The organism is Mycobacterium sp. UM_CSW (assembly GCF_000455205.1).
In the GTDB taxonomy this organism is placed as follows: Bacteria; Actinomycetota; Actinomycetes; order Mycobacteriales; family Mycobacteriaceae; genus Mycobacterium.
The window spans coordinates 25,685-49,275 of sequence record NZ_AUWQ01000042.1 but is presented as its reverse complement, the minus strand read 5'-3'; the positions used below and the strand labels follow the sequence as shown (position 1 = coordinate 49,275).

Here is a 23,591-nt window from a genome sequence, read left to right as displayed (position 1 = left end):
TTCCCTAGTCGCTGGCCGGCAGCGGCTTGACCTCTTTGAGCTGCAGCGCGGTCGCACCGATGCTCAGGCTGCCGGCGCCGGGCTTGGTCACCAGCACTTCGGCGCCGGTCTCGTCGACGTAGCGCTTGCCCATCACGGTGCCGTCGGAGAATGCCGGGTCGAGCTCGCCGGAGCGCTCGCCGCCGATCGGCACCATCGGCGCGCCACCGCAGCGCAGGTCGTCGAGGCTGTCGGCGCTGCGGACGACGATGACCTGGGTGTCACACACCTGGCTGGCGAGACGGGTTCCGTTCTTGATCATTTCGGCGTTCCTAAGGTTCGGAGATTTTCGACGATTTCGCGGCGCAGGACTTTGCCCGTGGGTGTGGTCGGCAGCTCGTCGCGAAAGACTACCCGGTCGGGCGTGCGCGACCCCCGCAAACTCTTGCGGACATGCTCACGCAGCTCCTCGGGGTCGGGATCGATGCCGGCCACCGGCACCACGACGGCCACGATCGCCTGGCCCCACTGCGGATCCTCGACGCCGACCACGGCGACGTCGCGCACGTGGGCGTGCTCGATGAGCACCTCCTCCAGCTCGGCGGGCGCGATGTTCTCCCCGCCGCGGATGATGGTGTCGTCGCTGCGCCCGCTGATAAAGAGGTAGCCGTCCTCGTCGAGCAGGGCGACGTCGCGGGTCGGGAACCAGCCGTCCTCGTCGAGCACCGAGCCGATCCCGGTGTAACGCCCCGACACCTGCTCGCCGCGCACGAACAGCTCGCCGCTTTCGCCCGGCGGCAGCACCGTGCCGTCCTCGCCACGGATCTGCAGCTCGATGCCGGGCACCGGCCGCCCGACCGACCCCAGCCGCTTCGCGACGTGGTCGGCCGACGCCGCGTGCGCCTCGCGGTGGTCGTCGGGTCCCAGCACGGCGATCGTCGAGCTAGTCTCGGTCAGCCCGTAGGCGTTCACAAAGCCCACGTGCGGCAGCAGCTCCAGCGCCCGGCGCACCAGCGGCAGGCCGACCTTGGATCCGCCGTAGGCCAGGCTGCGCAGCGACGGTAGCTCGTGTCCGCCGCGCTCGAGGACGGTGACGATGCGGTCCAGCATGGTGGGCACCACGGTCGCGGTGGTGACCTTCTCGGCCTCGATCAGCCGCACCCATTCGTCGGCGTCAAAGTTGGGCAGGTAGACCATCTTTCGGCCGGCGTACAGGTTCGACAGCGCGGCGCTCACACCGGCGATGTGATAGGGCGGCACGCAGATCAGCGCGGCGTCGGCGGGTTCGGCCGACTCGAACTCGACCGTCCCGGTGACGTAACTGGTCAGGTTGTTGTGCGAGAGCTCGACGGCCTTGGGCGCCGACGTGGTGCCCGACGTGAAAAGCACGATCGCCACCGACTCCGGGTCGGCGAACTCGGCCGCGGGCTCGCTCTCGCGCGCGGCCGCGAGGAATTCGTCGGACGACATCACCCGCCCCGACGATTCCCCGATCATGTCGCGGTAGCGGTCGTCGACGATCACCAGCGGTTCGGGCAACCGCTCGATGAGCGCCTGGATGCCCTCGGCGGAGAGCCGGTAATTGAGCGGCGTGAAGGCCAACCCCGCGCGCGCCGAGGCGAAGATCAGCACCGGCAGCATCGCGCCACCGGTCCCCACGTACGCCACATGCTTGGCGCCCGACGCCGCGATGACGCCGGCCCCGCCGTCGGCCAGATCGCTGAGCTGCTGAGTCGTCAGCCGCAGCTCTCCCGAGACGACGGCAGTGCGTTCCGGGTTGCCCGACGCAGCCATCTCCAGCAGCAACGAAATGCTCATCCTCGATCCTTCGTGGATCCCCGCCCTTTACAAATCTAGCGCACAGTGTAAGCCATCTAACTATTGCTAGCGGTTCGGGTCCCAGGCGGAGATCCGGGGGATCCAGCGCGGAACGTTGCGCCGGTAGGCGAGGTACTCGTCGCCGTAGCGCCCGACGAGGTGGGGCTCCTCCCAGAACCGAATGGCCGTCGCCTGGAACGCGAAGAAGATTGCGAACCAAGCCAGCAACGCACCGGAACCGGTAATGGCCGCCTCGCCCAGCAGGATGCAGAGCACGCCGGTGATCATCGGGTTACGCACATGACGGTAGGGCCCGCGCACGACCAAATGGACCGGCTCGCCCATCACCGGCCCGAGCCCCAGGGTCCCCTCGCCGACCCGGTCGAACAGCACGTTCGTCCAGACCATCAGGGCAAGGCCGGCGGCGATCAGCAAGCAGCCGACCGCGACCAGCGCCACCGTCAGCGCGGCACCGAAGTGCCCCGCCCGCAGGCCGGTCGGAAACACAATCAATGCCGGGACGACGATCGTCACCGTCAGCGGAAAAAGCAGGACGGACATCAGGTGTCGCCACCAGAGCCGTCGTTCGTGCGTGTTCGTCGCCATCGCCTACTCCTCTCCCCTGCTTACTTCAACCATCGTTGAACAAAGCCAGCCTACGCGCGCGGCCCTGCATAGGTCAACGCCTGTTGAAGTATGCTGACGCGCATGGCGGAAGCGCGGCGGGCGGGCCGGTGGCGGACCGGTCAACAGAGCAGGCAGCGCATCGTCGACGCGGCGCGCGAACGCTTCATGCGCGACGGGTACGACAAGGCGACGGTCCGCGCGATCGCCGCCGACGCCGGCGTGGACGTCGCGATGGTCTATTACTTCTTCGACAGCAAGGAGGGGCTGTTCACCGCGTCGGCGCTGACCGGGCCCGAGCACCCGCTGCACCAGCTGGCCACGCTGCTCGACGAGGGCACCGAGCAGATCGGCCCGCGGCTGGTGCGCCGCTTTTTCGAGCACTGGGAAGAAGGCGCCGTCTTCGAGCCCTTCATGACGCTGTGGCGTTCGGCGACCATCCACCCCCAGGCGCGAAAGGTGTTGCACGACAGCCTCGCCGGGCCGATCGCCAAGCGGGTCGCGACGGAATTCGGGGTTGCCGACGCCGAGCTACGCGTCGAGCTGGTGGCCAGTCACCTGGCCGGGCTCGCGTTCGCGCGCTACCAGCTCAAGATCGAGCCGCTCGCCTCGACCAGCGTCGACGACCTGGTCGGCTGGCTCGGGCCGACGGTGCAGCGTTACCTGACCGATTAGGTGCCGGTCCAGCGCGCCGGGCGCTTCTCCGCGAAGGCGATCGCGCCCTCCTTGGCGTCGTTGGACACGAACACCGGACCCAGAATCTTGTTCTGTTCCTCCCAGCGGGACTCCTGGGTCCAGCCCCGGGACTCGACGATGATGCGCTTGGTGGCGGCCACCGCGAGCGGGCCGTTGGCCGCGATCTTCTCGGCCAGCTCGATGGCGGCGTCCAGGGCATGGCCCGGTTCGGCCAGCACGTTGACCATCCCCAGCTCGTGGGCGCGCTCGGCGGAAAGGTTGTCACCGGTCAGCGCCAGCTCCATCGCGATGGCCGACGGGATGCGCTCGGGCAGCCGCAGGAGCCCGCCGCCGCCGGCGACCAGCCCCCGCTTGACCTCGGGGATGCCGAACGCCGAGTCCCGCGAGGCCACGATCAGGTCGGTGGCCAGCGCCAGCTCGGTGCCGCCGGCCAGCGCATAGCCTTCCACCGCGGCGATCAGCGGCTTGACCGGCGGGCGCTCGGTGAAGCCCATGCCGCGACCCTCGACGATGGGCACTTCGCCGCGCGCGAAGGCCTTGAGGTCCATGCCCGCGCAGAACGAGCCACCCGCGCCGGTCACGATTCCGACCGACAGGCCGGTGTCGCCGTCGAGCCGATCCACGGCGTCGGCCAGGCCCTGGGCGACCGCGGCGTTGACCGCGTTCTTGGCTTTCGGCCGGTTGATGGTGATGATCAGGATCCGATCCCGCTGTTCGACCAGGACTTCGGGCTCGGGATTGGTGGCCTCTTCGCTCACGGTGCCGCACAGCTCCTTCGGGTCGGGTGGGTGCCTATCCGAGAAGATGGTAACGGTCGGCGGAAATGGCATTGGCACCAGTCGAGAGTCCCGTTACCGGGGCGGCCCTCAGGCCGGCGCCATGGCCGCCTCGACGACCGTCAGTTCCTCGGAAAGACCTGCGGCCCTTCGTATTTCGATGAAGTCGGTGACCATGGCCTCGGTCACCTCGTGCGGGTCCTTGAGGGTGGCCCCGTCGGAGAGCACCGAGATGTTGAGCTGGTCGACGTAGCTCCACACGGTGATGTTCAGCCCGCTGCCGGCGGTCAGCGGCCCCACCGAATAGATCTCGGTGACCAGCGCGCCGCCCACCCGGCCGCGCTCCCGCGGGCCGGGCACGTTGGAGATGTTCAGGTTGAGGATCTTGTTGTGCCCGTCGCGGCCGGAGGCCCACCGGAAGAAGGCCTGGGTGGGCGCGGGCGGCATGTAGGCGGCCCATCGGCTGACCAGCTCGGGCCCCATCAGCTGGTTAGATTCCTTGGCGGCGATGGCGTTGTCGTGGGTGCACCGCACCCGCTCCAGCGGGTCGTCGGAGTCGGTCGGCAGGCCGACCAGCACGCCGGTGAACCGATTGCCGGAGATGCGCTCCGGCGAGAAGTCGAAGCTCATCGGCACCGACGCGAGCAAGGGCATGGCCTGGCCGTCGTAGCGCAGTTGCAGGGTGCGCAGCGCGCCGGTCGCCATGGCGAGCACCATGTCGTTGATCGTCGCCCCGAGCCGCTTGCCGGTCTCCTTCACGTCGGCCAGCGCCAGCGTGGCGGTGGCGAACCTGCGCTCCGCGGTGATCTTGTGGTTCATGAAGGTCGGCGGCGGCTCGAACGGCCGGGTGAGCTCCGGGGACAGCTTGCGCGAGCTGCGGCGGACCCGGCCCAGCCCCTCGGCGGTGTAGCGGATTGTCGCGGGGATTCGCCCGAGGTGGCGCAGGTGATCCGCGAACGCCGAACTCATCAGCTGCCGCGGGGTGGGGTCGGGGTCGGACTTGTACGGGCGACCCTCGGGCGCGGGCTGGATGTCCATGCCGCGGGCCAGCAGGTTCGCCGAGGCGACGCCGTCGGCAAGCGCGTGGTGGATCTTGCCGACCACCGCGATCCGGTTGTTGGCCAGGCCCTCGATGAAGTACATCTCCCACAGCGGGCGGCTGCGGTCGAGCGGCGTGCTGGCGATCCGCCCGATCGCCTCGTCCAATTCGCGACGGCCGCCCGGGGCGGGCAGCCGCCACGGCCGGATGTGGTATTCGAGATCCACCTCGCAGTTCTCCCGCCACATCGGGTGGTGGAACTTGAACGGGATTTCGACGAGCTGGTAACAGAACGGCTCGAGCTTGTTCAGCCGGCCGGCGAGCACCTGGCGGAAGGCTTGGATGTCGAAGTCACGCCGGTCCGGGGCCAGCTCGATCACCGCGGCTTTGATGGTGTGCATGTGCACGTTCGGCGTCTCGCTGTAGAGCAATACCGCGTCCCAGCCGCTGAGCCTTTTCACAGCCACCCCTTACCCATAGGGGGACATTACCCAGCGCCGGGTCCTTAGATAACCTCTTTCGCGCCGATCTGGATTTTGGTGCGGTAGACCTGGTTGAGGAACAGCGAAGCGGCGTGGGCCGCGGCGCCGGCCCGCTCCCCGTCGATGAGGTCGTACCCGTGGCCCGCGCCGGGCAGTTCCAGGTAGCCGACCATCGAATGCGACACGGCGCGTAACCGTTCGACGAAGCTGCGCGCCTGCTCGACCGGGATGACGCTGTCCTTGCTGCCGTGAATCACGAGGAATGGCGGCGCATTTCGATGCACCCGCGCGATCGGCGACGCGTCGCGGAACACCTCGGGGTGACGGGCGATCGACTTCTTGACGACCACCCGCTCCAGGAAGTCGACGAACCGCACCCGCTCGGGGGTGGAACGGTCCTCCCAGTCGTAGCGGCCGTAGATGCCGACGACGGCGTCCACCGAACTGTCGGCGCCCTCGGGCAGTGCCGCCCGATGCGCCGGGTCGTCGGGGGTCAGTCCCGCCAGCGCGGACAGGTGGCCGCCAGCCGAACAGCCCGCCACCGCAACGAAGTTGCGGTCGCCGCCGAACTTGTCGACGTTGGCGCGCGCCCACGCGATGGCGGTCTTGACGTCGGTGATGTGGCGTGGCCAGCGGTGGTGCGGCGCGACGCGGTAGTCGATCGCCAGGCACACCCAGCCCTGCTCGGCGAGCCGGGACATCAGCGCCGAGCCCTGGCCCATGGCCTTGCCGTGCACCCAGGCGCCGCCGGGCACGAAGATCAGCACCGGCGCGGGTTGCGCGGGCAGGTCCTTGCGCCGCCAGACCTCGAGCACCTGCGCCGGATGGTCGCCGTAGTGGACGCCGCGGCGGTAGAGGTAGCGGCGCCGGCGCATCGCGTCCCAGATCGGTGGGGTCCGCTCGGCGACGGGCCAGTCCAGGTCGAGGTCCGCGGCGGATACGACGCCCCGGAGGGCGGCGACGGAGACCTCGCGGATGCTCTGCGGCTCGGCGGGCGGCGCGTCTTTGGCGTGGGGCCCCAGCCAATCCTTGGTCATCGCGGACAGGGCTTGCGGCGCGTGGCGCGCGCCCCAGACGCTCATCGCGGTCAGCGCGCCCAGCGGTTCCAGCCGCTTTCCGACGACCGGCAGCGACGCGCTGGCCACGCTCAGGGCCAGCATGTAGTCGGCGGGGCCGGCCCGCAGCAACCACTTCACACAGGGTGTCATGCGGGGTGCCCTCGCAGTCATGTAACGGACTGTACCCCCGGGCGGACGGCTGAAACTGACGTTTCCGTTAGACAGCGCGGTCCGGCCGGCGCACAGTTTGCTGCTGACCCATTTTGCCCTTTACTGCCGGCTATTTCGGTTTGCCGGTGACGCGCCGACGTGCCACCGCGAGTCGCGTTGCATAGCAAATCGCGCTCACCGCGAACATCGCCGCGGTGAGCAGCAGCCACCTGCCCAGAAACGGCTGCTGGGTCTGCCCGGTGGCAGCGCGGTAGGTCGGGGCGCCCTGCTCGATGATGCCCGGCAGGAAGATCAGCAGCGTCAGCCCCGCCCCCAGCGCGGGGATCCGAATGTGGTTGCGGGCGCTGATGTTTGGCTGACGCGGCGCCCGCGCGAACAGCGCCCGGTCGGCCAGCGCATAGAGCGGGAACAGCAACAGGTCGTGGGCGATCACGGCGGCCGCCAGCCAGACGGCGATCGACTGCCACCAGGTGCCGGAATTCCACAGCGTCGCCGGCTTGAAGGTGGCGAGGACGTAGCCGAGCAGCGCGAACCCGGACAGCATCGTCAGCAGGTGCAACGGGCCGGATCCGTAGATCGCCCCGAAACGTCGCGAGAATCCGGACATCTCAGCTCGGCTCGAACTCGATGGAGGCCACCCATTTGGTGTTGTGCACTCCCGGCAGCGCCGGCACGATGATCCGCGCCGGGTATCCGTGATCCAGTGACAGGTCGGCGCCGTTGACCCGCAGCGCCAGCAGGGCGTCGGGGTCGCGAACCTGGTTGGGCTGCAACGTCGCCGCGCCGAACGCGCCGCCCCGTTGCAGCGAGGTCACCAGCGCCGAGCGTGCGACGGGCACCCCGACGAATCGGGCCAGCTCGGCCAGCCGGACCCCGGTCCAGGTCTGCACGGTCGACCAGCCCTCGACGCATGCGATCGGAAGCCGCGCGGTGTGTTGCGCCATCCCGGCCAGCGCATCCCGGTCCAGCACCACCACCGAGGCCCCGCTGCGCAGGACCAATCGCCAAGTCGCGCCGACGCTTTCGGGCGAGATGCCCGCGGCGGCGGCGGTCTTGTTGACCGGGAAGTCGTTGCCCCGACCGCGCGGCACCAGTAGGGCCGCACCGCGGGAGGCCCCGCCAAGGGTCTGACCGGCCGTCAGCACGCCGACGAGCGCCACCCCGGAGCCGACCAGCGCCAGCGCACCTCGCCGGCTCATCGTCGGTTCGGCCGGGTCGGCCGCCACCAGGCCGTCGGGATCGGGCGGTTCCGGGCGGGTGTCGCTTCGGTTGGTGCGCAACACTTCTCGCAGCGACAGCGATCGCAACCCGGTGATCATGCGCGGGATCTTGAGCGTGATATGCATCAGGAACCCGGCGATGAAGACCCACGCCCCGAAGTAGTGGGCGTCGTAGAAGCTGAACCCGAAGATGTAGTCGTACTGGATGTTCAGCACGCCGGTGACGATCTCGAACAACACCCCGCCGACCAGCATCAGCAGCGACAACCGTTCCAGCAGTTGGGCTATCGAGCGGGCCGGCGGCCAGGCGAACAGCCGCGGGATCACCGACCACAGCTTGGCCAGCACCACCGGGATGATCAGCAGCCCCAGCCCCACGTGCAGGCCCTGGGTCAGCCGGTACAGCCACGACGGCCGCGTGGGCCAGTCGAATACTGGCAGGCGCAGCCAGCCGACGTCGGCGGGGATCGCCTGACCGAGCCGCGGCCCGTAGGCGATGTAGGACAGCAGCCCGGTGAGGATGACGATCGGCAGGGCGATCAGCAGCACCAGCCCGAATACCGACGTCAGCCACGGGCCGCGCAGCGGGCTCCGGAACCGGCCGAGGCGCTCCGCGCCCGGCGGTGGATGCCGGTCCAGCGCGCGCCACAGCCCGCCGGGAAACCCGTAGTCGCTCATAGGGCGGCCAGGTTCGCGATGACCCGGCCGCCGATCAGCCGGACGCCGGTCAGCGTCAGGCCGGCCTGCGCGGCCAGCGTGGCGGCGCTGTCGACACCGACCGTCGCCCACCGGAACCAGGGGCCCACGTCGCTGTCGGTCTCCAGGCGCACCCAGCGTGGGCGGACCCCGACGGCGCCGGGCTCGAACTCGGCCACGCAGCGCCCGCCGCGGCCGAGCAGCTCGGCGGCACGCACCAGGATCCGTCGCGGGTCGCCGCCGAGGCCGACGTTGCCGTCGACGAGCAAAACCGTCTGCCAGCAACCCGTTCCGGGTAGCGGCGCGAACACGTCGCCCAGCAGCGCGGGCGCGCCGCCGCGTCCCGCCAGCCGGATCGCCGTCGCGGACCGATCGATGCCGAGCGCGGGTATTCCCCGCCGGATGAGTTTGGCCACCAACCGCCCCGGCCCGCATCCCAGCTCGATCGTCGGTCCGGTGCACATCTGCGTCACCGCCTCGTCGAAGACGTCGTCGAAGGCGTCACGCGGCGCGGCGCCGGGACATCGCTCACCCAGCCATCGGTGCGCCGGCAGCGGGCGAACCTCGCCGTCCTCGTGCCGGACCCAACACCTCTCGCCACCGAGCGCCCGATCGTAAAGATGCCCCAGCATGTCACGCCTCTCGCATCGTCGCGACCGGGCGGCCCGGACGCGCCTCGGCCCCGGTGGGGGATGTTTTTTCAGATACGCCAGCGTTTCGATCAACCGGATCGATACCCCGATCCGCGCCCGGCTAACCGCGCGCACGCCGGGCCGCGCCATCGACCGGGCCGAATGGTTCACGCGGGTTATTCGGTGCCGAGGATCGCTCGGATGGGTGTCGAATCTAGAGTCGTGCGCCCGGCGCGCTGCACTGCGGTGGCCGGCCGGGGGCGCCGTCCATGCGCAGGTGGATGGTCCCGGCGTCGTCGGCGCGCACGGGATACGCCGTGACCCCCGCACCGCCGTTGCCGACCTCCTCCCCCGTGGCGAGGTCGTAGGTAAACCCGTGCAATGGGCAGATGACGACCCGGGCGTCGCTGAGCCCGTCGGCCAGCGGGCCCCCGCGGTGCGGGCACACGGCGTCGATCGCCCGCAGCGAGCCGTCGCGCAGGCGGAAGACGGCGATCTGGCGGCCCTCCACCGCGTAGGCGCGGCCCCCGCCCACCGGGATGTCGTCCACGTCGCCCAACGTCACCTCGGTCATCGCACCGGCACCTGTGGCAGCGGGATCAGCGGGAGGGACGACCGGAACTGGTTGGGCGCGGGAGAGTTTCGGCTCTCGCTCCACGGGTCACGGTAGGAATCGACCGATTTCTGCATGCGCGCGTCGAGGCCGGCGCCGATCCCGTCGCTGTCCTCGACCACCACCTGCCGGATCCGTTCGATGCCCAGTCGCGGCACGAACGTGTACGTGCGTTCGAGCCAGCCGGCGTTCTCCCGGTAGTACTGCAGGAACCGGCCCGTGAGCGCGATGACCTCTTCCGGGGTGTCGACGGTCGCCAGCAGGTCGCCCTTGCGGACGTGCGCGCCGGCGGCCCCGCCGACGTAGATCTGCCATTGGCCGCCGTCGATGGCGACGACGCCCAGGTCCTTGCACAGCGCCTCGGCGCAGTTGCGCGGGCACCCGGTCACCGCCAACTTCATCTTGGCCGGACTGGGGATGCCCTGGAAGCGCTCCTCGATCGCGATCCCCAATGCCGTCGAGTCACCCAGACCATAGCGGCAGAAGTCGCTTCCCACACAGGTTTTCACGGTCCGGAAGCTCTTGCCGTACGCGTACCCCGACGGCATCCCGAGGTCGGCCCACACCGACGGCAGGTCCTCCTTGCGCACCCCGAGCAGATCGATGCGTTGGCCGCCGGTGAGCTTGATCATCGGGATCTGGTACTTGTCGGCCACGTCGGCGATCTTGCGCAACTGCTCGGAGTTCGTCACGCCGCCCTTGAGCTGCGGCACCACCGAAAAGGTGCCGTCGCGCTGGATGTTGGCGTGCACGCGGTCGTTGATGAACCGGCCGTCATGTTCGTCGACGAACTCGTCGCCCCACATCATGTGCAGCAACGACGCTAGCGCCATCTTCGAGCCGGCGTCCTCACGACCCTCCGGCGCCAGGGCGGCGAACACCGAGGCCACCGAGTGCAGCTCGAGTTCGCGGATCTTGCTCATCAGCTCGGGCTTTTCGTAGGGGATGCCCGGCACGTACCAATTGGCCTCCGCGCCTTGGGAAACCGTGACCCCGGTTTCGGACGCCGCCCACTCGACGACCTGGGCGACCAAGCCCTTGCACGACCCGCAGCCCTTGCCCGCGCGGGTCGCCGACATGACGCCTTCGACCGAGGCCTGGCCGTCCTTGACGCAGCGGACGATTGCGGCCTTGCTCACCCCATTGCAGTTGCACACCTGGGCATCGTCCGACAATTCCGCGGCGCCCGTGGCCGCGTCCGGTGTGCCGAGGTCGAACATCAGCGAGACCCGCTCGGGCGGCAGCGGAAGCCGGCGGTCGAAGGCCTGCATAAGGAATGCCACCTTGCTGACGTCGCCGACCAGCGTGGCGCCGATCAGCTTGTCGTCGCGCACCACCACGGTCTTGTACACCCCGCGCCTGGGTTCGGAGTACTGGACGAATTCGTCGTCGTCGCGTTCGGGCGTCTTCACCCCCATCGCCGCCACGTCGACGCCGGCGACCTTCAGCTTGGTGGCGGTGCGTGAACCGTGGTATGCCGCAGTGGGATTGGTGCCGGTCAAGTGGTCGGCCAGCACGGCGGCCTGTTCCCACAGCGGCGCGACCAGGCCGTAGACCTGTCCCCGGTGCTGCGCGCACTCGCCCACGACGTAGATGTCGTCGTCGTCGACCGAGCGCATGTGGTCGTCGACGACGATGGCGCGTTCCACCGTCAGGCCGGCGCGCATGGCCAGCCCGACGTTGGGCCGGATGCCGGCCGCCATCACCAGCATGTCGCACGGCAGCGTGCTGCCGTCGTCGAATTCGATGGCCGACGGCAGGCCGCCTTCGGTCAGCATCCTTACCGTCCGCTTGCCGGTGTGCACCTCGATGCCCAGCGCCTCTACCAGGCGCCGCAGGATGGCGCTGCCCTGATCGTCGAGCTGGGCGTTCATCAACGCGGGGCCGCCCTGCACGACGCCGACCCGCAGCCCACGGTTCTGCAGGCCCCGCGCGGCCTCCAGGCCGAGCAGCCCGCCGCCGATAACCGCTGCCCTGCTTCGCCCTTCGGCGAACCGGATCATCGCGCGGCAATCGTCGATCGTCCGGAACCCGAACACGCCCGGCGCCAGCGTCTTGTTGTCTTGCCAGATGCCGTCGACCGGCGGGAAGAACGCCCGGCTGCCGGTGGCCAGGAGCAGCTTGTCGTAGCGCACCGTCGTGCCGTCGTCGGCGTGCACCAGGTGCGCGAACGGATCGATGCGCACCACCCGCACCCCGGCTCGCAGGTCGATGTTGTTCTCGGCGTACCAGTCCAGCGGGTTGAGGTAGATCTCCCCGGCGTCATCGGAACCGGCTAACACGTTGGACAGCAGGATCCGGTTGTAGTTGCCGTAGGGCTCGTCCCCGAACACGGTGATGGCGAAGCGCTCTGCGCCGCCGCGCGCGAGGATCTCCTCCAGCGCACGCGCGCCGGCCATCCCATTGCCGACCACCACCAGGCTGGCCAGGGCGGCGGGGCGGTGGCCGTTGGTTTCGGGTTGGGCCAGTGTGGTCATGACTCCCCCTGTCGCGCTCTAGATTTCGACGAGGCCGATGTCGACGAAGACGGTGCCGCTCAGCCCGTCGGGGGCCGCGACGAACACCTCGACGACGGTGTCGACGATCAGGTCTTCGACGACCCGAAGCGGCACGTGCACGGCGTCCTTGGCCCCGATGGGGAAGTAGCGCATCGGCGCGCCGTCGCGCATCAGCACGATGGTTACCAGCTCGTCGGTGCTGTTGCCGCCGCGGAAGTAGACCGGCTGGGTGATCGCCCCGGCCGGCACGACGTAGCGCAGCGACGCGTCCAGCAGGGACGGCGACTCGTACCCCTTGCCGTCGAAGGTGAACGCTCCCTGCAGGAATCGAGGGGTGCTGCCATCACTCATGTCTCATCTCCTTCCGGTGTATCGAATACTTCGGCGTTGGACACCGAGACCGCGCAGACTTTGAACGAGGGCATCCGCGAATGCGGGTCGAGCGCCGGGTTGGTTAGCCGGTTGATGCCCGCCGCGCCGCCCCAGTGGAAGGGCGCGAACACGGTGTCCGGGCGAATGCCGTCGTTTAGCCGTGCCGTCATCACGACCTCGCCCCGGCGCGTCCGCAGCCGCACCTTGCCGCCGCTGCCGATGCCGACCCGGCTGCCCAATGTCGGGTGCATCTCGACCACCGGCTCGGGCTCGGCCTCGGCAAGCTGTGCGACCCTGCGCGTTTGGGCCCCGGATTGGTACTGACTCAACACGCGGCCGGTGGTGAGGTAGTACGGGAATTCGTCATCCGGGGCCTCGGCGGCGCCGCGTTGCTCGACGGGATAAAAGCGGGCCCGGCGGTCTTGTGTCGGGAAGTCCTCGACGAACAGCCGCGGGGTGTCGGGGTACAGCGGCGACGGGCAGGGCCAGAACACGCCGTTGTCGGAGGCGATCCGTTCGTAGCTGATCCCCCGGTAGTCGGCCTTTCCGCCCTGGCTCGCGCGGGTCAGCTCCCCGAAGACCTCCTGCGGCTCCGCCGAGAATCCGTGTACCCCTAGGCGCTTCGCCAGATCGGCCATCACGTCGAGGTCGCTGCGCGCCTCGTCGGGCGGCGTAAGAGCCGCGCGACGCAAGATCACCCGGCCCTCCAGGTTGGTCATGGTCCCCGACTCTTCGGCCCACTGCGTCGTGGGTAACACCACATCCGCCAGCGCCGCGGTCTCAGACAGAAAGATGTCGGACACCACCAGGAAGTCGAGCTTGCTCAGCCTCTCGGCAACATGCAGCGAGTTCGGCGCCGAGACAACGATGTTGGAGGCCAGCACCCACAGCGCGCGCACCCCAGCCGGAGCGCCGATGCCGCTGAGCATCTCGTAGGCCGACTGCCCGGACGACGGTAGGTCGGCCGGGTTGACACCCCATACCCGCGCGACGTGGGCGCGCGCGACGGCGTCGTCGAGCCGGCGGTAGCCGGGCAACTGGTCACATTTTTGCCCGTGTTCACGGCCGCCTTGGCCATTGCCCTGGCCCGTGATCGTCGCGAATCCGCTGTACGGGCGGCCCGGCAATCCCAGCGCCAGGGCGAGATTGATGAAAGCCTGTACCGTGTCGGTGCCCGAGCTGTGTTGCTCGGCCCCACGCGCGGTCAGGATCATCGCCCGATCGGCCCCGGCCAGCATCCGCGCCGCTGCCACGATGTCGTTCTCGGGCACGCCGGTGATCCGTTCCACCCGATCGGGCCAGTACAGCCGCACCGCGCGGCGCACCGCCTCGAATCCGGTGGTCCGCTCGGCGACATATTCGTGGTCGATAAGCCCCTCGCGGGCAATGACATTGAGCATTCCGTTGGCCAGGGCCAGGTCGGTTCCGGGGACGGGCTGCAGGTGAAGGTCGGCGCGACCGGCGGTGGCGGTGCGGCGCGGGTCGACGACGATGTGCTTTGCGCCGCGGGCGCGGCCCGCATCGAAATATTGCATCGCCGGGGGCAGCGTTTCGGCGGGGTTGCCGCCGACGAGGAGGATGACATCGGCACCGGCGATGTCGGCGAGCGGGAAGGGCAACCCACGGTCGATGCCGAACGACCTGTTCGACGCCGCGGCCGCCGAGGACATGCAGAACCGGCCGTTGTAGTCGATCGCCGAGGTGCGCAGCGCGACCCGCGCGAACTTGCCGAGCTGGTAGGCCTTTTCGTTTGTCAGGCCGCCGCCGCCGAAACATCCGACCGCGTCGGGGCCGTGATCCCGTTGCGTCTTCTGGAAGGCCGCGACGATCCGTTCCAGTGCCTCGTTCCAGGTCGCCTCGCGCAGCGGGGCATCGCGCCCGTCGCGAATCAGCGGCCGGGTCAGCCGTTCCGGGTGACCGAGCAGCTCGGCCGCGGTCCAGCCTTTCGCGCACAACCCGCCGCGATTAGTGGGAAAGTCGCGTTGTGGCGCAAGCACGGGCGGCTTTGAGGGTCCCCCGGACAGATCGAGCGTGATCCCGCACTGCAACGAACAGTACGGGCAATGGGTTTTCGTCGGCGCAGCCGCCATCGGTGATCACCGTTTGACTGGTGAGCCGGCAAGCATTTGGCCGGCTCGGCTGGATGTATCCCCCATGTCGCCTCCCGATCGGCGCCTATAGCCCGAAGTTACGTCGCGTGTGTTTCGGAGGTATTTCCCCGGATTGTCCGGACGACTACCGCGCGCTCACGGCCCCGGGTGTGCCCACACGTTCGCTTCGGTGATACTGGGCCGGTGCCGAACGACGACGTTCACCCCGACCTGCGCCGCACCGCCCGCCTCGCCCCGCGGCATCTGATCGGTCCCCGCACCCTGCCGATCATGCGGGCCCTGGGCGGGCTGAGCGAGCGCCGGCGCAAACCCGACCCGTCGGATGTCGAGGTAATCACCCTCGGTTCTGGGGCCGGGATCCGGCTGTTCCGGCCCGCGGGTGCGGCGGGACCGACGCCCGCGTTGTTGTGGATCCACGGCGGCGGGTACGTGATCGGCAACGCCCAGCAGGACGACCGGCTGTGCCGCCGGTTCAGCAAGAGGCTGGGCATGACGGTCGCGTCGGTGGAATACCGCCTGGCGCCCGAACATCCGTATCCCGCGGCGCTGGAGGACTGCTATTCGGCGCTCACCTGGCTCGCCGGGCTGCCCGCCGTGGACCGCCACCGGGTCGCGATCGCCGGCGCCAGTGCGGGCGGCGGCCTCGCGGCCGCGCTGGCGCTGCTGGCCCGGGACCGCGGCGAGGTGAGCCCGGTGTTCCAGGTGTTGGCGTACCCGATGCTGGACGACCGAAGTTCGGCCGGCGACCCGAGCCCGAACCACCGCCTGTGGAGCACGCGCAGTAACCGGTTCGGCTGGACCGCCTACCTCGGCGACGCCGACCCGCGGGTCGCCGTGCCGGGCCGCCGCGACGACCTGAGCGGGTTGCCGCCGGCGTGGATCGGGGTCGGCACGCACGACCTGTTTCACGACGAGGACCTCGCCTACGCCCAGCGCCTGATCGACGCCGGGGTGCCCTGTCACGTCGAGGTGATTCCGGGCGCGTTCCACGGGTTCGACGTGGTGGCCCACAAAGCCCCAGTGTCGCAACGATTTTTCGACAGCCAGTGCGAGAGCTTGCGCGCCGCGCTGGTCCCGGCGGGCTGAGCGCCGGTCACATCGCAAAGAAGACGAGCTCGCCGCCGATGACGGTGGCCGCCACCATGCCGGCGTCCAGCTCGGCCAGCGCCGTCGCCGGCGGCTCGGTCAACACGCAAAGATCGCCCGGCTGACCGGCTTCGACCGACCGCGGCCGGCCCGGGCAATCGGGACGGCCCAGAAACATCGTCAAAGCGGTTAGCGCCGAGACACATTCGTTCCCGTTGAGGACGGCGCCGCTGGGTGTGGTGCGGTACACCGCGGCCCGCATCGCCGTCCAGGGGTCCCCGTGGCCGAAGGGCATGTCGGTGGACAGCGCCACCGGCACGGCCGCGTCGAGCAGGGACGCCACCCGCCACAACTGGGGATGCTCGGCGGCGGGGACGTCGGCGAGGTACTGATCGCCGCGCTCGGCGACGAAGTTGGGCTGGGTGACGACGGTTACGCCGAGGTCGGCCAGGTCGGCCAGGTTGTCGTCCGGCACCACCGCGGCGTGCTCGATGCGATCCTGCGGATGGCTACCGGCCGCGCGCAGGGCCGCGATCGTGACCACCAGTTGGGCCGCCGTGACGCAATGGACGGCGACCGGGTGGCCCTCGCCGTGCCGGTCGGCGATCCAGGCCGTCAAGGCGTCCAGGTCCAGGCGGTCGTCGTGCAGGATCTTCTTGCCCGGCGCCAGGAAGCTGGGCCGCGGCCGGAACTCGCCGCGGCGGTGCGCCACCAACAGCGCGACCATGTCGTCGGCGCCCAGGTCGGGGGTGGCGTCGGTGACCCCGGTGACCCCGGTCGCGGTAATCCTGCGGCTGAGTTCGGCCAGGTCGGTTTCGCGCTGCTGCAGAGCGTCCGACCAGCCGCGGTCCGCGCTGCGCAGGCGGCCGTCGGGGTGGTCGGGCAGGCCGACCCGGCCCAGCGCTTCGGAGTTCAGGATCCACAGCGCCCCGCTACGGTGCTGGATGCGCACCGGAACCTTGCGCACGACGGCGTCGAGGGCCGTGCGGTCCAGCTCGCCGGCAACGGACTCGTGATAGCCCACGGCGCGAATCCACCCGTCCGGACCAGGTGTCGCGTTCGAAAGCAGTTGGGTCAGCTGGGCTTTGGTGCTGACGCCGGGCGGCCCGACGAAGAACGAATCCAGCGCCGACGCAGCCGAGCGCAGGTGCACGTGGTGATCGTGCAGCCCGGGCAGGACGGTCCCGCCGCCGGCATACAGCACGCCCTCCCCCTCGCCGGCCACCAGGCCGTCGCCCACCGCCTCGATCTGCGCGCCGACGCGAATGTCGACCGTTCTGCCGTCCAGCAGCATGGCGCGACGAATCAGCATGACGGGCAACGCCTTTCGGAGACGAGGCGGCGCACGGCGACGTTGTCGGCGCCCAGCTCGGCCGCCGCGCCGCGCACCGCCGGTGCCCGCGGTGGCGGCGCCGGGTACGGTGCGGCCGACTCCTCGGTCGGTAACGCCGCATGGGTGGCGGCGACCGCGGCCATCGACACGTGGATCAACTCCCCGCCGCCCCGGCCCAGCGACTCGAGCACCGCGAGGGCCGCCTCCAACCCGGTCAGCGGGTCGGCGATGGCGTCGCCGCAGAACACCGGCCCTTGGGAACCCGGGCCGGCGCTACCCACCAGGCCGCCGGCCACCGCGGCGTCGTCGCCGAATGCCGGCCGGGCGTCGTCATATCCGCTGATGCGCAACCAGATTCGGCCCGTTCGGGGGACGACGTCGTCCGGCCCGAGCCCCCGCCGCACCAGCGCCGCGGGCCGCGAGCCCTCGATCACGATGTCGGCGACGGCGAGCAATTCGCGCAGCTCGGCGGCCTGCTCGTCGAAATCGACACAATACGATAGCTTTTCACCGTTCATCCAGTCGTAGAAAGCACGGTCACCGCCGCGGGTGCCGTCCGGGCGACGCGGGCTTTCGACCTTGACGACGGTGGCCCCGCCACGCGCCAGCAGCTGCCCGCACAGCGGTCCCGCCCACATCGAGGACAGATCGACCACCAGCAGGCCCGCCAACTCACGCAGTTGCGACCGGAAGCCCAGATGCAGCACCCGCGGCGACGCGGCGGCGGCCTCACCCAGCGCGGCCGCGGGAATGTCTAGCAGCCCCGCCCGTTCGACGACCGCGGACGCCGGACGCGTCGCGGCCCAGCGCTGCAGCGCCGGCCACGGATCGGCCGCCGGTTCCTGCGTCCGCAGCAGCGCGGGCACGGCGGCGACGTCGTCGGGACGCGACAGCGTGATCGCGCACCAGCCGTCGGCGGTCGCCAGCAACCGGGTGGCGCCGCCCGCCGACACCCGGCCGCGGCGGGTCAACCCGAGCAGGGCGGCCCGCCCGGCCAGCAGCGCGGCCGGGTCGATGGGGACGCCCGTTCGGCGACGGATGGCCGTGGCCACCTCCTCGGCGCGGACCAGCACGTTCGCCCGGGAGAAGTCGGGCGGCCCGTCGGACAGGCCAGTCAGGCTGGCCAGCCCGCTGCTGCCCCAGCTTGACGAAGCCGAACTCACGCCCACCATTGTGCGCGCGGCTTGCGCGTGCGACTCAGAAATGCAGCGCGTCGAACCGCCAGTCCAGCACCGGCCGGTCGGGCTCGCCCACCGCGTAGACCACAGATCGCAGCCCCAGGACCCCGCCACGCTCGGTCGGGCGGGCGGTCTCGACGTGCAGTTCGCTGTACAGGGTGTCACCCTCGTGCACCGGGCCGGTGTGATCACAGGACTGCCAGCCCAGGACCGTCGCCAGGTTGGGCAGCAGCCTCGTGGCCTGCGCGAGGGCCAGCCCGATGGTGTGGCCGCCGTACACCAGCCGCTGCCCGCCGACCCGCGAATCGTGGTGTGTGGCAGCGATGTTCAGGGTGAGCCGGGCGAGCTCGGGCGCGCCGCTGACCACGTCGCCGGTGCTGCGCAGCACCGTGCCCGCCAGGCCGGGGTCAAAATGCGGGCCCGGCACCTTGTTTCGGAAGACGTCGGCATCCCAGTGCGCGGTCGGGTCGTGGGCCGGGCCGGGCACGTCGACGCCGACGGCCGACAGATCGTCGGCGGGCGCGTTCTCCGGATTCCAGCCCGGGCTGGCCGGGAGCATGCCGCACCGGTAGAAGTCGAGGACCAGCCGGTCGGCCTGATCGATCGTGATCATCCGCAGCGCCGCCATCCCGGTCGGCGCCCGGCCTGGCTTTGGTGAATTGGCACGCAGCCCAACCACTTCGGTGCGGGTGTAGATGGTGTCGCCGACGACGGGGAACCGGTGAAACACCAGCCCGCGATAGAACAGGTTGGCCTTGACCCGCTGGGTGGCCAGCGTCGACTGGCCGATCGCGACGTCGCAGACCAGCGCCGGGTGCGCCAGCGGTCCCGGCACGCCGGTCACCGCGGTGCTCAGCACCGCGTCGCAGGCCAGGCGCAACCGGTCCCCCACGATCGCCTGATGCGCGGCGGCCATCCCCGCCGAAAGCGTCATCGCCGGCGCCCAGTCGAAGACCTGGCCGACCGAGAGATCGTCGAAGTAGGGGCCGCCCTCCCGCACCTGCGCATAAGTCACGGGGCCAATATGGCACACGTGAGCAGTGAGCTGAACGCAGAAGAAGACATGCTGGTCGCCACCGTGCGGGCGTTCATCGACCGCGAGGTCAAACCCGCCGTCCGCGAGGTCGAGCACGCCAACACCTATCCCGAGGCGTGGATCGACCAGATGAAACGGATCGGCATCTACGGCCTGGCCATCCCCGAGGAATACGGCGGCTCACCGGTGTCGACGCCCTGCTACGTGCGCATCACCGAGGAGCTGGCCCGCGGCTGGATGAGCCTGGCCGGCGCGATGGGCGGGCACACCGTGGTGGCCAAGCTGCTGACGCTGTTCGGCACCGAGGAGCAGAAACGCGCCTACCTGCCGCCGATGGCCACCGGCGAGCTGCGCGCCACCATGGCGCTGACCGAGCCGGGCGGGGGCTCGGACCTGCAGAACATGACGACGACCGCTGTCCAGGACGGCACCGGCACTCTGGTCATCAACGGTTCCAAGACGTGGATTTCGAACGCGCGCCGGTCCGGGCTGATCGCGCTGCTGTGCAAGACCGACCCGAACGCCACGCCGCGCCACAAGGGCATCTCGATCGTGCTCGTCGAGCACGGACCGGGCATGACGGTCTCGCGGGACCTGCCCAAGCTGGGCTACAAGGGCGTCGAGTCGTGTGAATTGTCGTTCGCCGACTTCCGCGCACCCGCGTCGGCGGTGCTGGGCGGCCGGGTCGGCGAGGGCTTCGCGCAAATGATGAAGGGCCTCGAGACAGGCCGCATCCAGGTGGCCGCCCGCGCCCTGGGCGTGGCGACGGCGGCGCTCGAGGATGCGCTGGCCTACGCGCAGCAGCGGGAAAGTTTCGGGCGCCCGATCTGGAAGCATCAGTCGATCGGTAACTACCTGGCGGACATGGCGACCAAGCTCACCGCCGCGCGCCAGCTCACCCGCTACGCCGCCGAGCGCTACGACAGCGGCGAACGCGCCGACATGGAGGCGGGGATGGCCAAGCTGTTCGCTTCCGAGACGGCGATGGAGATTGCGCTGAACGCCGTGCGCATCCACGGCGGCTACGGCTACTCCACCGAGTACGACGTCGAACGCTACTTTCGCGACGCGCCGCTGATGATCGTCGGCGAGGGCACCAACGAGATTCAGCGCAACGTGATCGCGGCGCAGCTCGTTGCCCGGGGCGGGATCTGACGCGAACCTCCCTGATTGACGCCCGGGTTTGCTGTATATTTGCCTGACTTCGGCGCCAGCAAAGAGAGGCAGCTGCCATGAGTTATCCCCCAGGGCCTTACGAAGGTTCCCCAGAGTGGCAGGGCCAGCAGCCTCCGGCGTGGCAGGGCCAGCCGCCGCCGGGATACCCGGCACCGCAACCGGGATACCCCGCCCCGCAACCGGGTTGGCCGGCCCAGCGCGAGCCGGACAACTACCTCGTCTGGGCGATCCTGGTCACGGTGCTGTGCTGCCTGCCGTTCGGGATCGTCTCGATCGTGTACTCCACCAAGGTCTCCGGGCTGTGGACCCAGGGCCGCTACGCCGAGGCACAATCCGCCGCCGACAGCGCGAAGAAGTGGGCCATCATCGGCGCGATCGCTGGCGTGGCCGCCTACGTCATCATCGGCATCCTGTACGCCTTCGTCTTCGCGGTCGCCGTCTCGAACCTCCCGTCCACGACCACCACCACGTATTCGGGCTTCTGAGCCCCGCTTTTAAGACTGGCTACGTGAGGCCTTGAGCCCCAACGTAAGTCGCGTCCACCAGCCCCCACTCCCGGGCGGTGTCGGCGCCGATCGTCCGGCCGGACAGCACCAGGTACGCGGTGCGCCAGCGCCCGATCCGCCGCGGGATGCTGACGGTTCCGCCGGCACCCGGGATCAGCCCGAGGCTCAATTCGGGTAGCCCGAACACCGAATCGTCGCGGGCCTCAACCCACCCGCAGAACGCCGCCATCTCCAGTCCGCTGCCCATCACCCGACCGTGCACCCGGGCGCGGCACGCCCGGCCCAGCCGCGCGGTCAGCGCATCGAGCGCCAGCGCGGGGCTGTGCCGGGTGCGGGCCAAATGCGCGCTCGCCGGATCGGCAAAGGTGCCGAATTCCGCGAGGTCCCCGCCGCTGCCGAACGATGGACCGTTGCCGCTCAACACGATCCCGGTCACCGAGGTGTCCAGCAGCGCGACCGTCAGCGCCTCGAGCAGCGCGGCGCGCGCATCGGTGGAAAACGCGTTGTGGCGTTGCGGGCGGTTGAACGTGATCCGCAAGGTGTCGCCGTCGCGCCGGGCCAGCACCGGCTCGGCGATGTCGGGCATGCTTGCCGGGCCGCGTTCGGCCAGCCATCGCGCGAACTCCGGGCCGGCCTGCAGGGTGGAGTAGGCCAGCGATTCGGTCACCACCCCGGCCAGCGTGGGGCCCGCGGGGTCGACCGCGCGCAGCACGTCGTCGCACACCGCGCTGGCGTGCGGCCACCGTTCACAGCGCTCGGTGAGCTCGGCCAGGGCGTCGGGCACCGAGTCGACGACGACGACCCTGCGATCGTCACACGGTTCTTCGGTCAGCGTGAAAGTGGCTCGGTCGAGCCATGATTCGGCGGCGCTCGCGATCGGCCCCACGGCGACCCGCACGCCGGGCAGCACGTCGTCGTCGGGCTGCGGCGGCCCGCTCAGATCGACGACGCGCAGGGTCACACCGAGTACTTCTCGATCAGCCCGTTCTTGTAGAGCTTCCCGGTGTCGGTGCGCGGCAGCTGCGCCTCGAAGGCGATCGAGCGCGGACATTTGTAGTGCGCCAGGCGGTCCCGCAGCCAGGCGGACAGCTCGTCGGCGAACTGATCGGTGGCGTCGGCCGGGTCGACGGTCTGCACCGCCGCCATGACGCGCTGGCCCATCTCGTCGTCGGGAACGCCAAACACCGCGGCGTCCAACACCTTCGGATGAGTCACCAGCAGGTTTTCCGTCTCCTGCGGGTAGATGTTCACCCCGCCGGAGATGATCATGTGGTGCCGCCGGTCCGTGAGGTAGAGGTAGCCCTCCTCGTCGACGTAGCCGATGTCGCCGACGGTTGCCCAGCCGTGCGCGTCGCGCGAGGCGGCGGTTTTAGTCGGGTCGTTGAGGTACTCGAACGAAAACCCGCCCTCGAAGTAGATCTCGCCGGGCTGGCCCGGCGGCAACTCGGTGCCGTCCTCGCCGAGGATGTGGATCTGGCACGCCATGGGCCTGCCCACCGAACCCGGGTGCGCCAGCCATTCCTCGGCGCTGATCAACGTCGACCCGATCGCCTCGGAGGACGCGTAATACTCGTCGATGATCGGCCCCCACCAGTCGATCATCTGCTTTTTGATCTCGACCGGGCACGGAGCGGCGGCGTGCATCACCCGCTGCAGGCTGGACAGGTCGTACGAATCACGAACGGCCGCAGGAAGTTTCAGCATTCGGGTGAACATGGCCGGCACGAACTGGCCATGGGTGACCCGGTGACGCTGGATGGCGTCCAGCGTGCCCTCGGCGTCGAACTTCTCCAGCACGACCGTGGTGATGCCGCCGGCCTGCGCGCTCATCGACCACACCGACGGCGCGGTGTGATAGAGCGGGGCCGGGCTCAGATAGATCGAGTCGGGGGTCATCCAGAACTCGACCAGCGCCGACATCATGCCGGGCGCCTCGGCGGGCGGCACATGAGGCAGTTCGCGTTTGATCCCCTTGGGCCGCCCGGTCGTGCCCGACGAGTACTGCAACAGGTCACCCTCGATCTCGTCGTCGATCGGGGTGTCCGGTTGGTTCGCAACGCATTCGGGGTAGCACTCCCAGCCCGGCAGGTCGGCCTCTCCTTTTTTGGAGGCGATCATCAGCAGCTCGGGCAGCGCCGGCAGATGGTCGCCCAACTGCACGAGCGTGTCGCGCAGCGCCGCCGAACCGATGATCGCCTTGGCGTTGCTGTTGTCGACGATGTAGGCGGCCTCGGCCGCGGTCAGGTGGGTGTTGATCGGCACGTAATACAAACCGCTGCGGCGCGCCGCCCACATCACCGCGTGGATGTGCTGGTTGTTCTCCATCAGGATCGCGACGGTGTCCCCCTCGCGCAGGCCGGCCTGGCGGAACCGATGCGCCAATCGGTTCGCGCGGGCTTCCAGTTCATCGAAGGTGACGACCGTCCCGGACGGGTAGAGAATCACGGCGGGCTTGTCGGCGCCGACATGCTGGCGAATCTGCATGCGCCGA

The 23,591-nt window shown here is 69.7% G+C and carries 22 protein-coding genes; 4 read left to right on the top strand and 18 right to left on the bottom strand.

What is annotated here, in order from left to right:
- Positions 1-4 precede the first annotated feature (4 nt).
- The 3 genes from N415_RS16830 to N415_RS16820 all read right to left on the bottom strand — a co-directional run bounded on the left by N415_RS16830 (position 5) and on the right by N415_RS16820 (position 2,403).
- Positions 5-301: a hypothetical protein gene (locus N415_RS16830; protein ID WP_068106239.1), complete on the bottom strand. Its 297-nt coding sequence runs from the start codon at positions 299-301 to the stop codon at positions 5-7.
- Entirely contained in the window at positions 298-1,797 is a 1,500-nt protein-coding gene (locus N415_RS16825) for a fatty acid--CoA ligase family protein (RefSeq protein ID WP_068184152.1), read from the bottom strand. The genes N415_RS16830 and N415_RS16825 overlap by 4 nt, the downstream gene beginning before the upstream one ends.
- 66 nt (positions 1,798-1,863) lie before the next feature.
- Positions 1,864-2,403 carry an isoprenylcysteine carboxylmethyltransferase family protein gene (locus N415_RS16820; RefSeq protein WP_068184150.1) on the bottom strand — a complete coding sequence of 180 codons (540 nt, stop codon included), beginning with the start codon at positions 2,401-2,403 and terminating at the stop codon, positions 1,864-1,866.
- 102 nt (positions 2,404-2,505) lie between these two features.
- Between N415_RS16820 and N415_RS16815 the strand changes: the two genes are divergently transcribed.
- Complete coding sequence (locus N415_RS16815) at positions 2,506-3,096, top strand: TetR family transcriptional regulator (protein WP_068184184.1); 591 nt, start codon at positions 2,506-2,508, stop codon at positions 3,094-3,096.
- Here N415_RS16815 and N415_RS16810 read toward each other — a convergent pair.
- From N415_RS16810 to N415_RS16765, 10 genes are all read right to left on the bottom strand, one after another.
- On the bottom strand, positions 3,093-3,875 hold the full coding sequence (locus N415_RS16810) for a crotonase/enoyl-CoA hydratase family protein (protein WP_068184181.1): 783 nt from the start codon (positions 3,873-3,875) through the stop codon (positions 3,093-3,095). The genes N415_RS16815 and N415_RS16810 overlap by 4 nt on opposite strands.
- A gap of 108 nt (positions 3,876-3,983) precedes the next feature.
- The gene (locus N415_RS16805; RefSeq protein WP_068184148.1) at positions 3,984-5,393 is read right to left on the bottom strand and encodes a wax ester/triacylglycerol synthase family O-acyltransferase; all 1,410 of its coding nucleotides are present in this window, start codon (positions 5,391-5,393) and stop codon (positions 3,984-3,986) included.
- Positions 5,394-5,437: 44 nt separating this feature from the next.
- Complete coding sequence (locus tag N415_RS16800) at positions 5,438-6,643, bottom strand: alpha/beta hydrolase (RefSeq protein ID WP_068184144.1); 1,206 nt, start codon at positions 6,641-6,643, stop codon at positions 5,438-5,440.
- A gap of 109 nt (positions 6,644-6,752) precedes the next feature.
- Entirely contained in the window at positions 6,753-7,250 is a 498-nt protein-coding gene (locus tag N415_RS16795) for a hypothetical protein (protein ID WP_068184142.1), read from the bottom strand.
- A 1-nt stretch (position 7,251) separates the two neighbouring features.
- On the bottom strand, positions 7,252-8,541 hold the full coding sequence (locus N415_RS16790; RefSeq protein WP_068184140.1) for a molybdopterin-dependent oxidoreductase: 1,290 nt from the start codon (positions 8,539-8,541) through the stop codon (positions 7,252-7,254).
- Entirely contained in the window at positions 8,538-9,191 is a 654-nt protein-coding gene (locus tag N415_RS16785; protein WP_068184137.1) for an SAM-dependent methyltransferase, read from the bottom strand. The genes N415_RS16790 and N415_RS16785 overlap by 4 nt, the downstream gene beginning before the upstream one ends.
- A 214-nt stretch (positions 9,192-9,405) precedes the next feature.
- On the bottom strand, positions 9,406-9,765 hold the full coding sequence (locus N415_RS16780; protein ID WP_068184130.1) for a Rieske 2Fe-2S domain-containing protein: 360 nt from the start codon (positions 9,763-9,765) through the stop codon (positions 9,406-9,408).
- Entirely contained in the window at positions 9,762-12,281 is a 2,520-nt protein-coding gene (gene nirB / locus N415_RS16775; RefSeq protein WP_068184127.1) for a nitrite reductase large subunit NirB, read from the bottom strand. The genes N415_RS16780 and nirB overlap by 4 nt, the downstream gene beginning before the upstream one ends.
- Positions 12,282-12,299: 18 nt before the next feature.
- Positions 12,300-12,653: a molybdopterin oxidoreductase gene (locus tag N415_RS32275; RefSeq protein WP_067160846.1), complete on the bottom strand. Its 354-nt coding sequence runs from the start codon at positions 12,651-12,653 to the stop codon at positions 12,300-12,302.
- Positions 12,650-14,764, bottom strand: a complete 2,115-nt coding sequence (locus N415_RS16765) for a molybdopterin oxidoreductase family protein (protein ID WP_068184125.1) — start codon at positions 14,762-14,764, stop codon at positions 12,650-12,652. The genes N415_RS32275 and N415_RS16765 overlap by 4 nt, the downstream gene beginning before the upstream one ends.
- Positions 14,765-14,968: 204 nt before the next feature.
- Here N415_RS16765 and N415_RS16760 point away from each other — a divergent pair, with 204 nt between their 5' ends.
- A complete protein-coding gene (locus tag N415_RS16760; RefSeq protein WP_068184118.1) occupies positions 14,969-15,871 on the top strand; it encodes an alpha/beta hydrolase in 903 nt (300 codons plus the stop codon).
- Between the two features lie 7 nt (positions 15,872-15,878).
- Here N415_RS16760 and N415_RS16755 read toward each other — a convergent pair whose 3' ends face one another.
- Genes N415_RS16755 through N415_RS16745 form a run of 3 tightly spaced genes read right to left on the bottom strand, consistent with a single transcriptional unit; the run spans position 15,879 to position 19,316 of the window.
- The gene (locus N415_RS16755; protein ID WP_068184115.1) at positions 15,879-17,183 is read right to left on the bottom strand and encodes an amidohydrolase family protein; all 1,305 of its coding nucleotides are present in this window, start codon (positions 17,181-17,183) and stop codon (positions 15,879-15,881) included.
- Positions 17,177-18,376, bottom strand: a complete 1,200-nt coding sequence (locus tag N415_RS16750) for a CoA transferase (RefSeq protein WP_068184112.1) — start codon at positions 18,374-18,376, stop codon at positions 17,177-17,179. The genes N415_RS16755 and N415_RS16750 overlap by 7 nt, the downstream gene beginning before the upstream one ends.
- A gap of 25 nt (positions 18,377-18,401) precedes the next feature.
- Positions 18,402-19,316 (bottom strand): acyl dehydratase, encoded by a 915-nt coding sequence (locus tag N415_RS16745; RefSeq protein ID WP_239645604.1) that lies wholly within the window; start codon positions 19,314-19,316, stop codon positions 18,402-18,404.
- A 90-nt stretch (positions 19,317-19,406) separates the two neighbouring features.
- On the opposite strand from N415_RS16745, the gene N415_RS16740 reads away from it, so the two are divergent.
- Together N415_RS16740 and N415_RS16735 are read left to right on the top strand one after the other, a co-directional pair.
- A complete protein-coding gene (locus tag N415_RS16740; RefSeq protein ID WP_068184108.1) occupies positions 19,407-20,573 on the top strand; it encodes an acyl-CoA dehydrogenase family protein in 1,167 nt (388 codons plus the stop codon).
- Between the two features lie 77 nt (positions 20,574-20,650).
- Complete coding sequence (locus tag N415_RS16735) at positions 20,651-21,079, top strand: CD225/dispanin family protein (protein ID WP_068184105.1); 429 nt, start codon at positions 20,651-20,653, stop codon at positions 21,077-21,079.
- Between the two features lie 19 nt (positions 21,080-21,098).
- On the opposite strand, the gene N415_RS16730 is transcribed toward N415_RS16735, so the two are convergent.
- Positions 21,099-22,055: an enoyl-CoA hydratase/isomerase family protein gene (locus N415_RS16730; protein ID WP_068184178.1), complete on the bottom strand. Its 957-nt coding sequence runs from the start codon at positions 22,053-22,055 to the stop codon at positions 21,099-21,101.
- 2 nt (positions 22,056-22,057) lie between these two features.
- On the bottom strand, positions 22,058-23,584 hold the full coding sequence (gene fadD4, locus N415_RS16725) for a fatty-acid--CoA ligase FadD4 (protein WP_068184103.1): 1,527 nt from the start codon (positions 23,582-23,584) through the stop codon (positions 22,058-22,060).
- Positions 23,585-23,591: the final 7 nt, after the last annotated feature.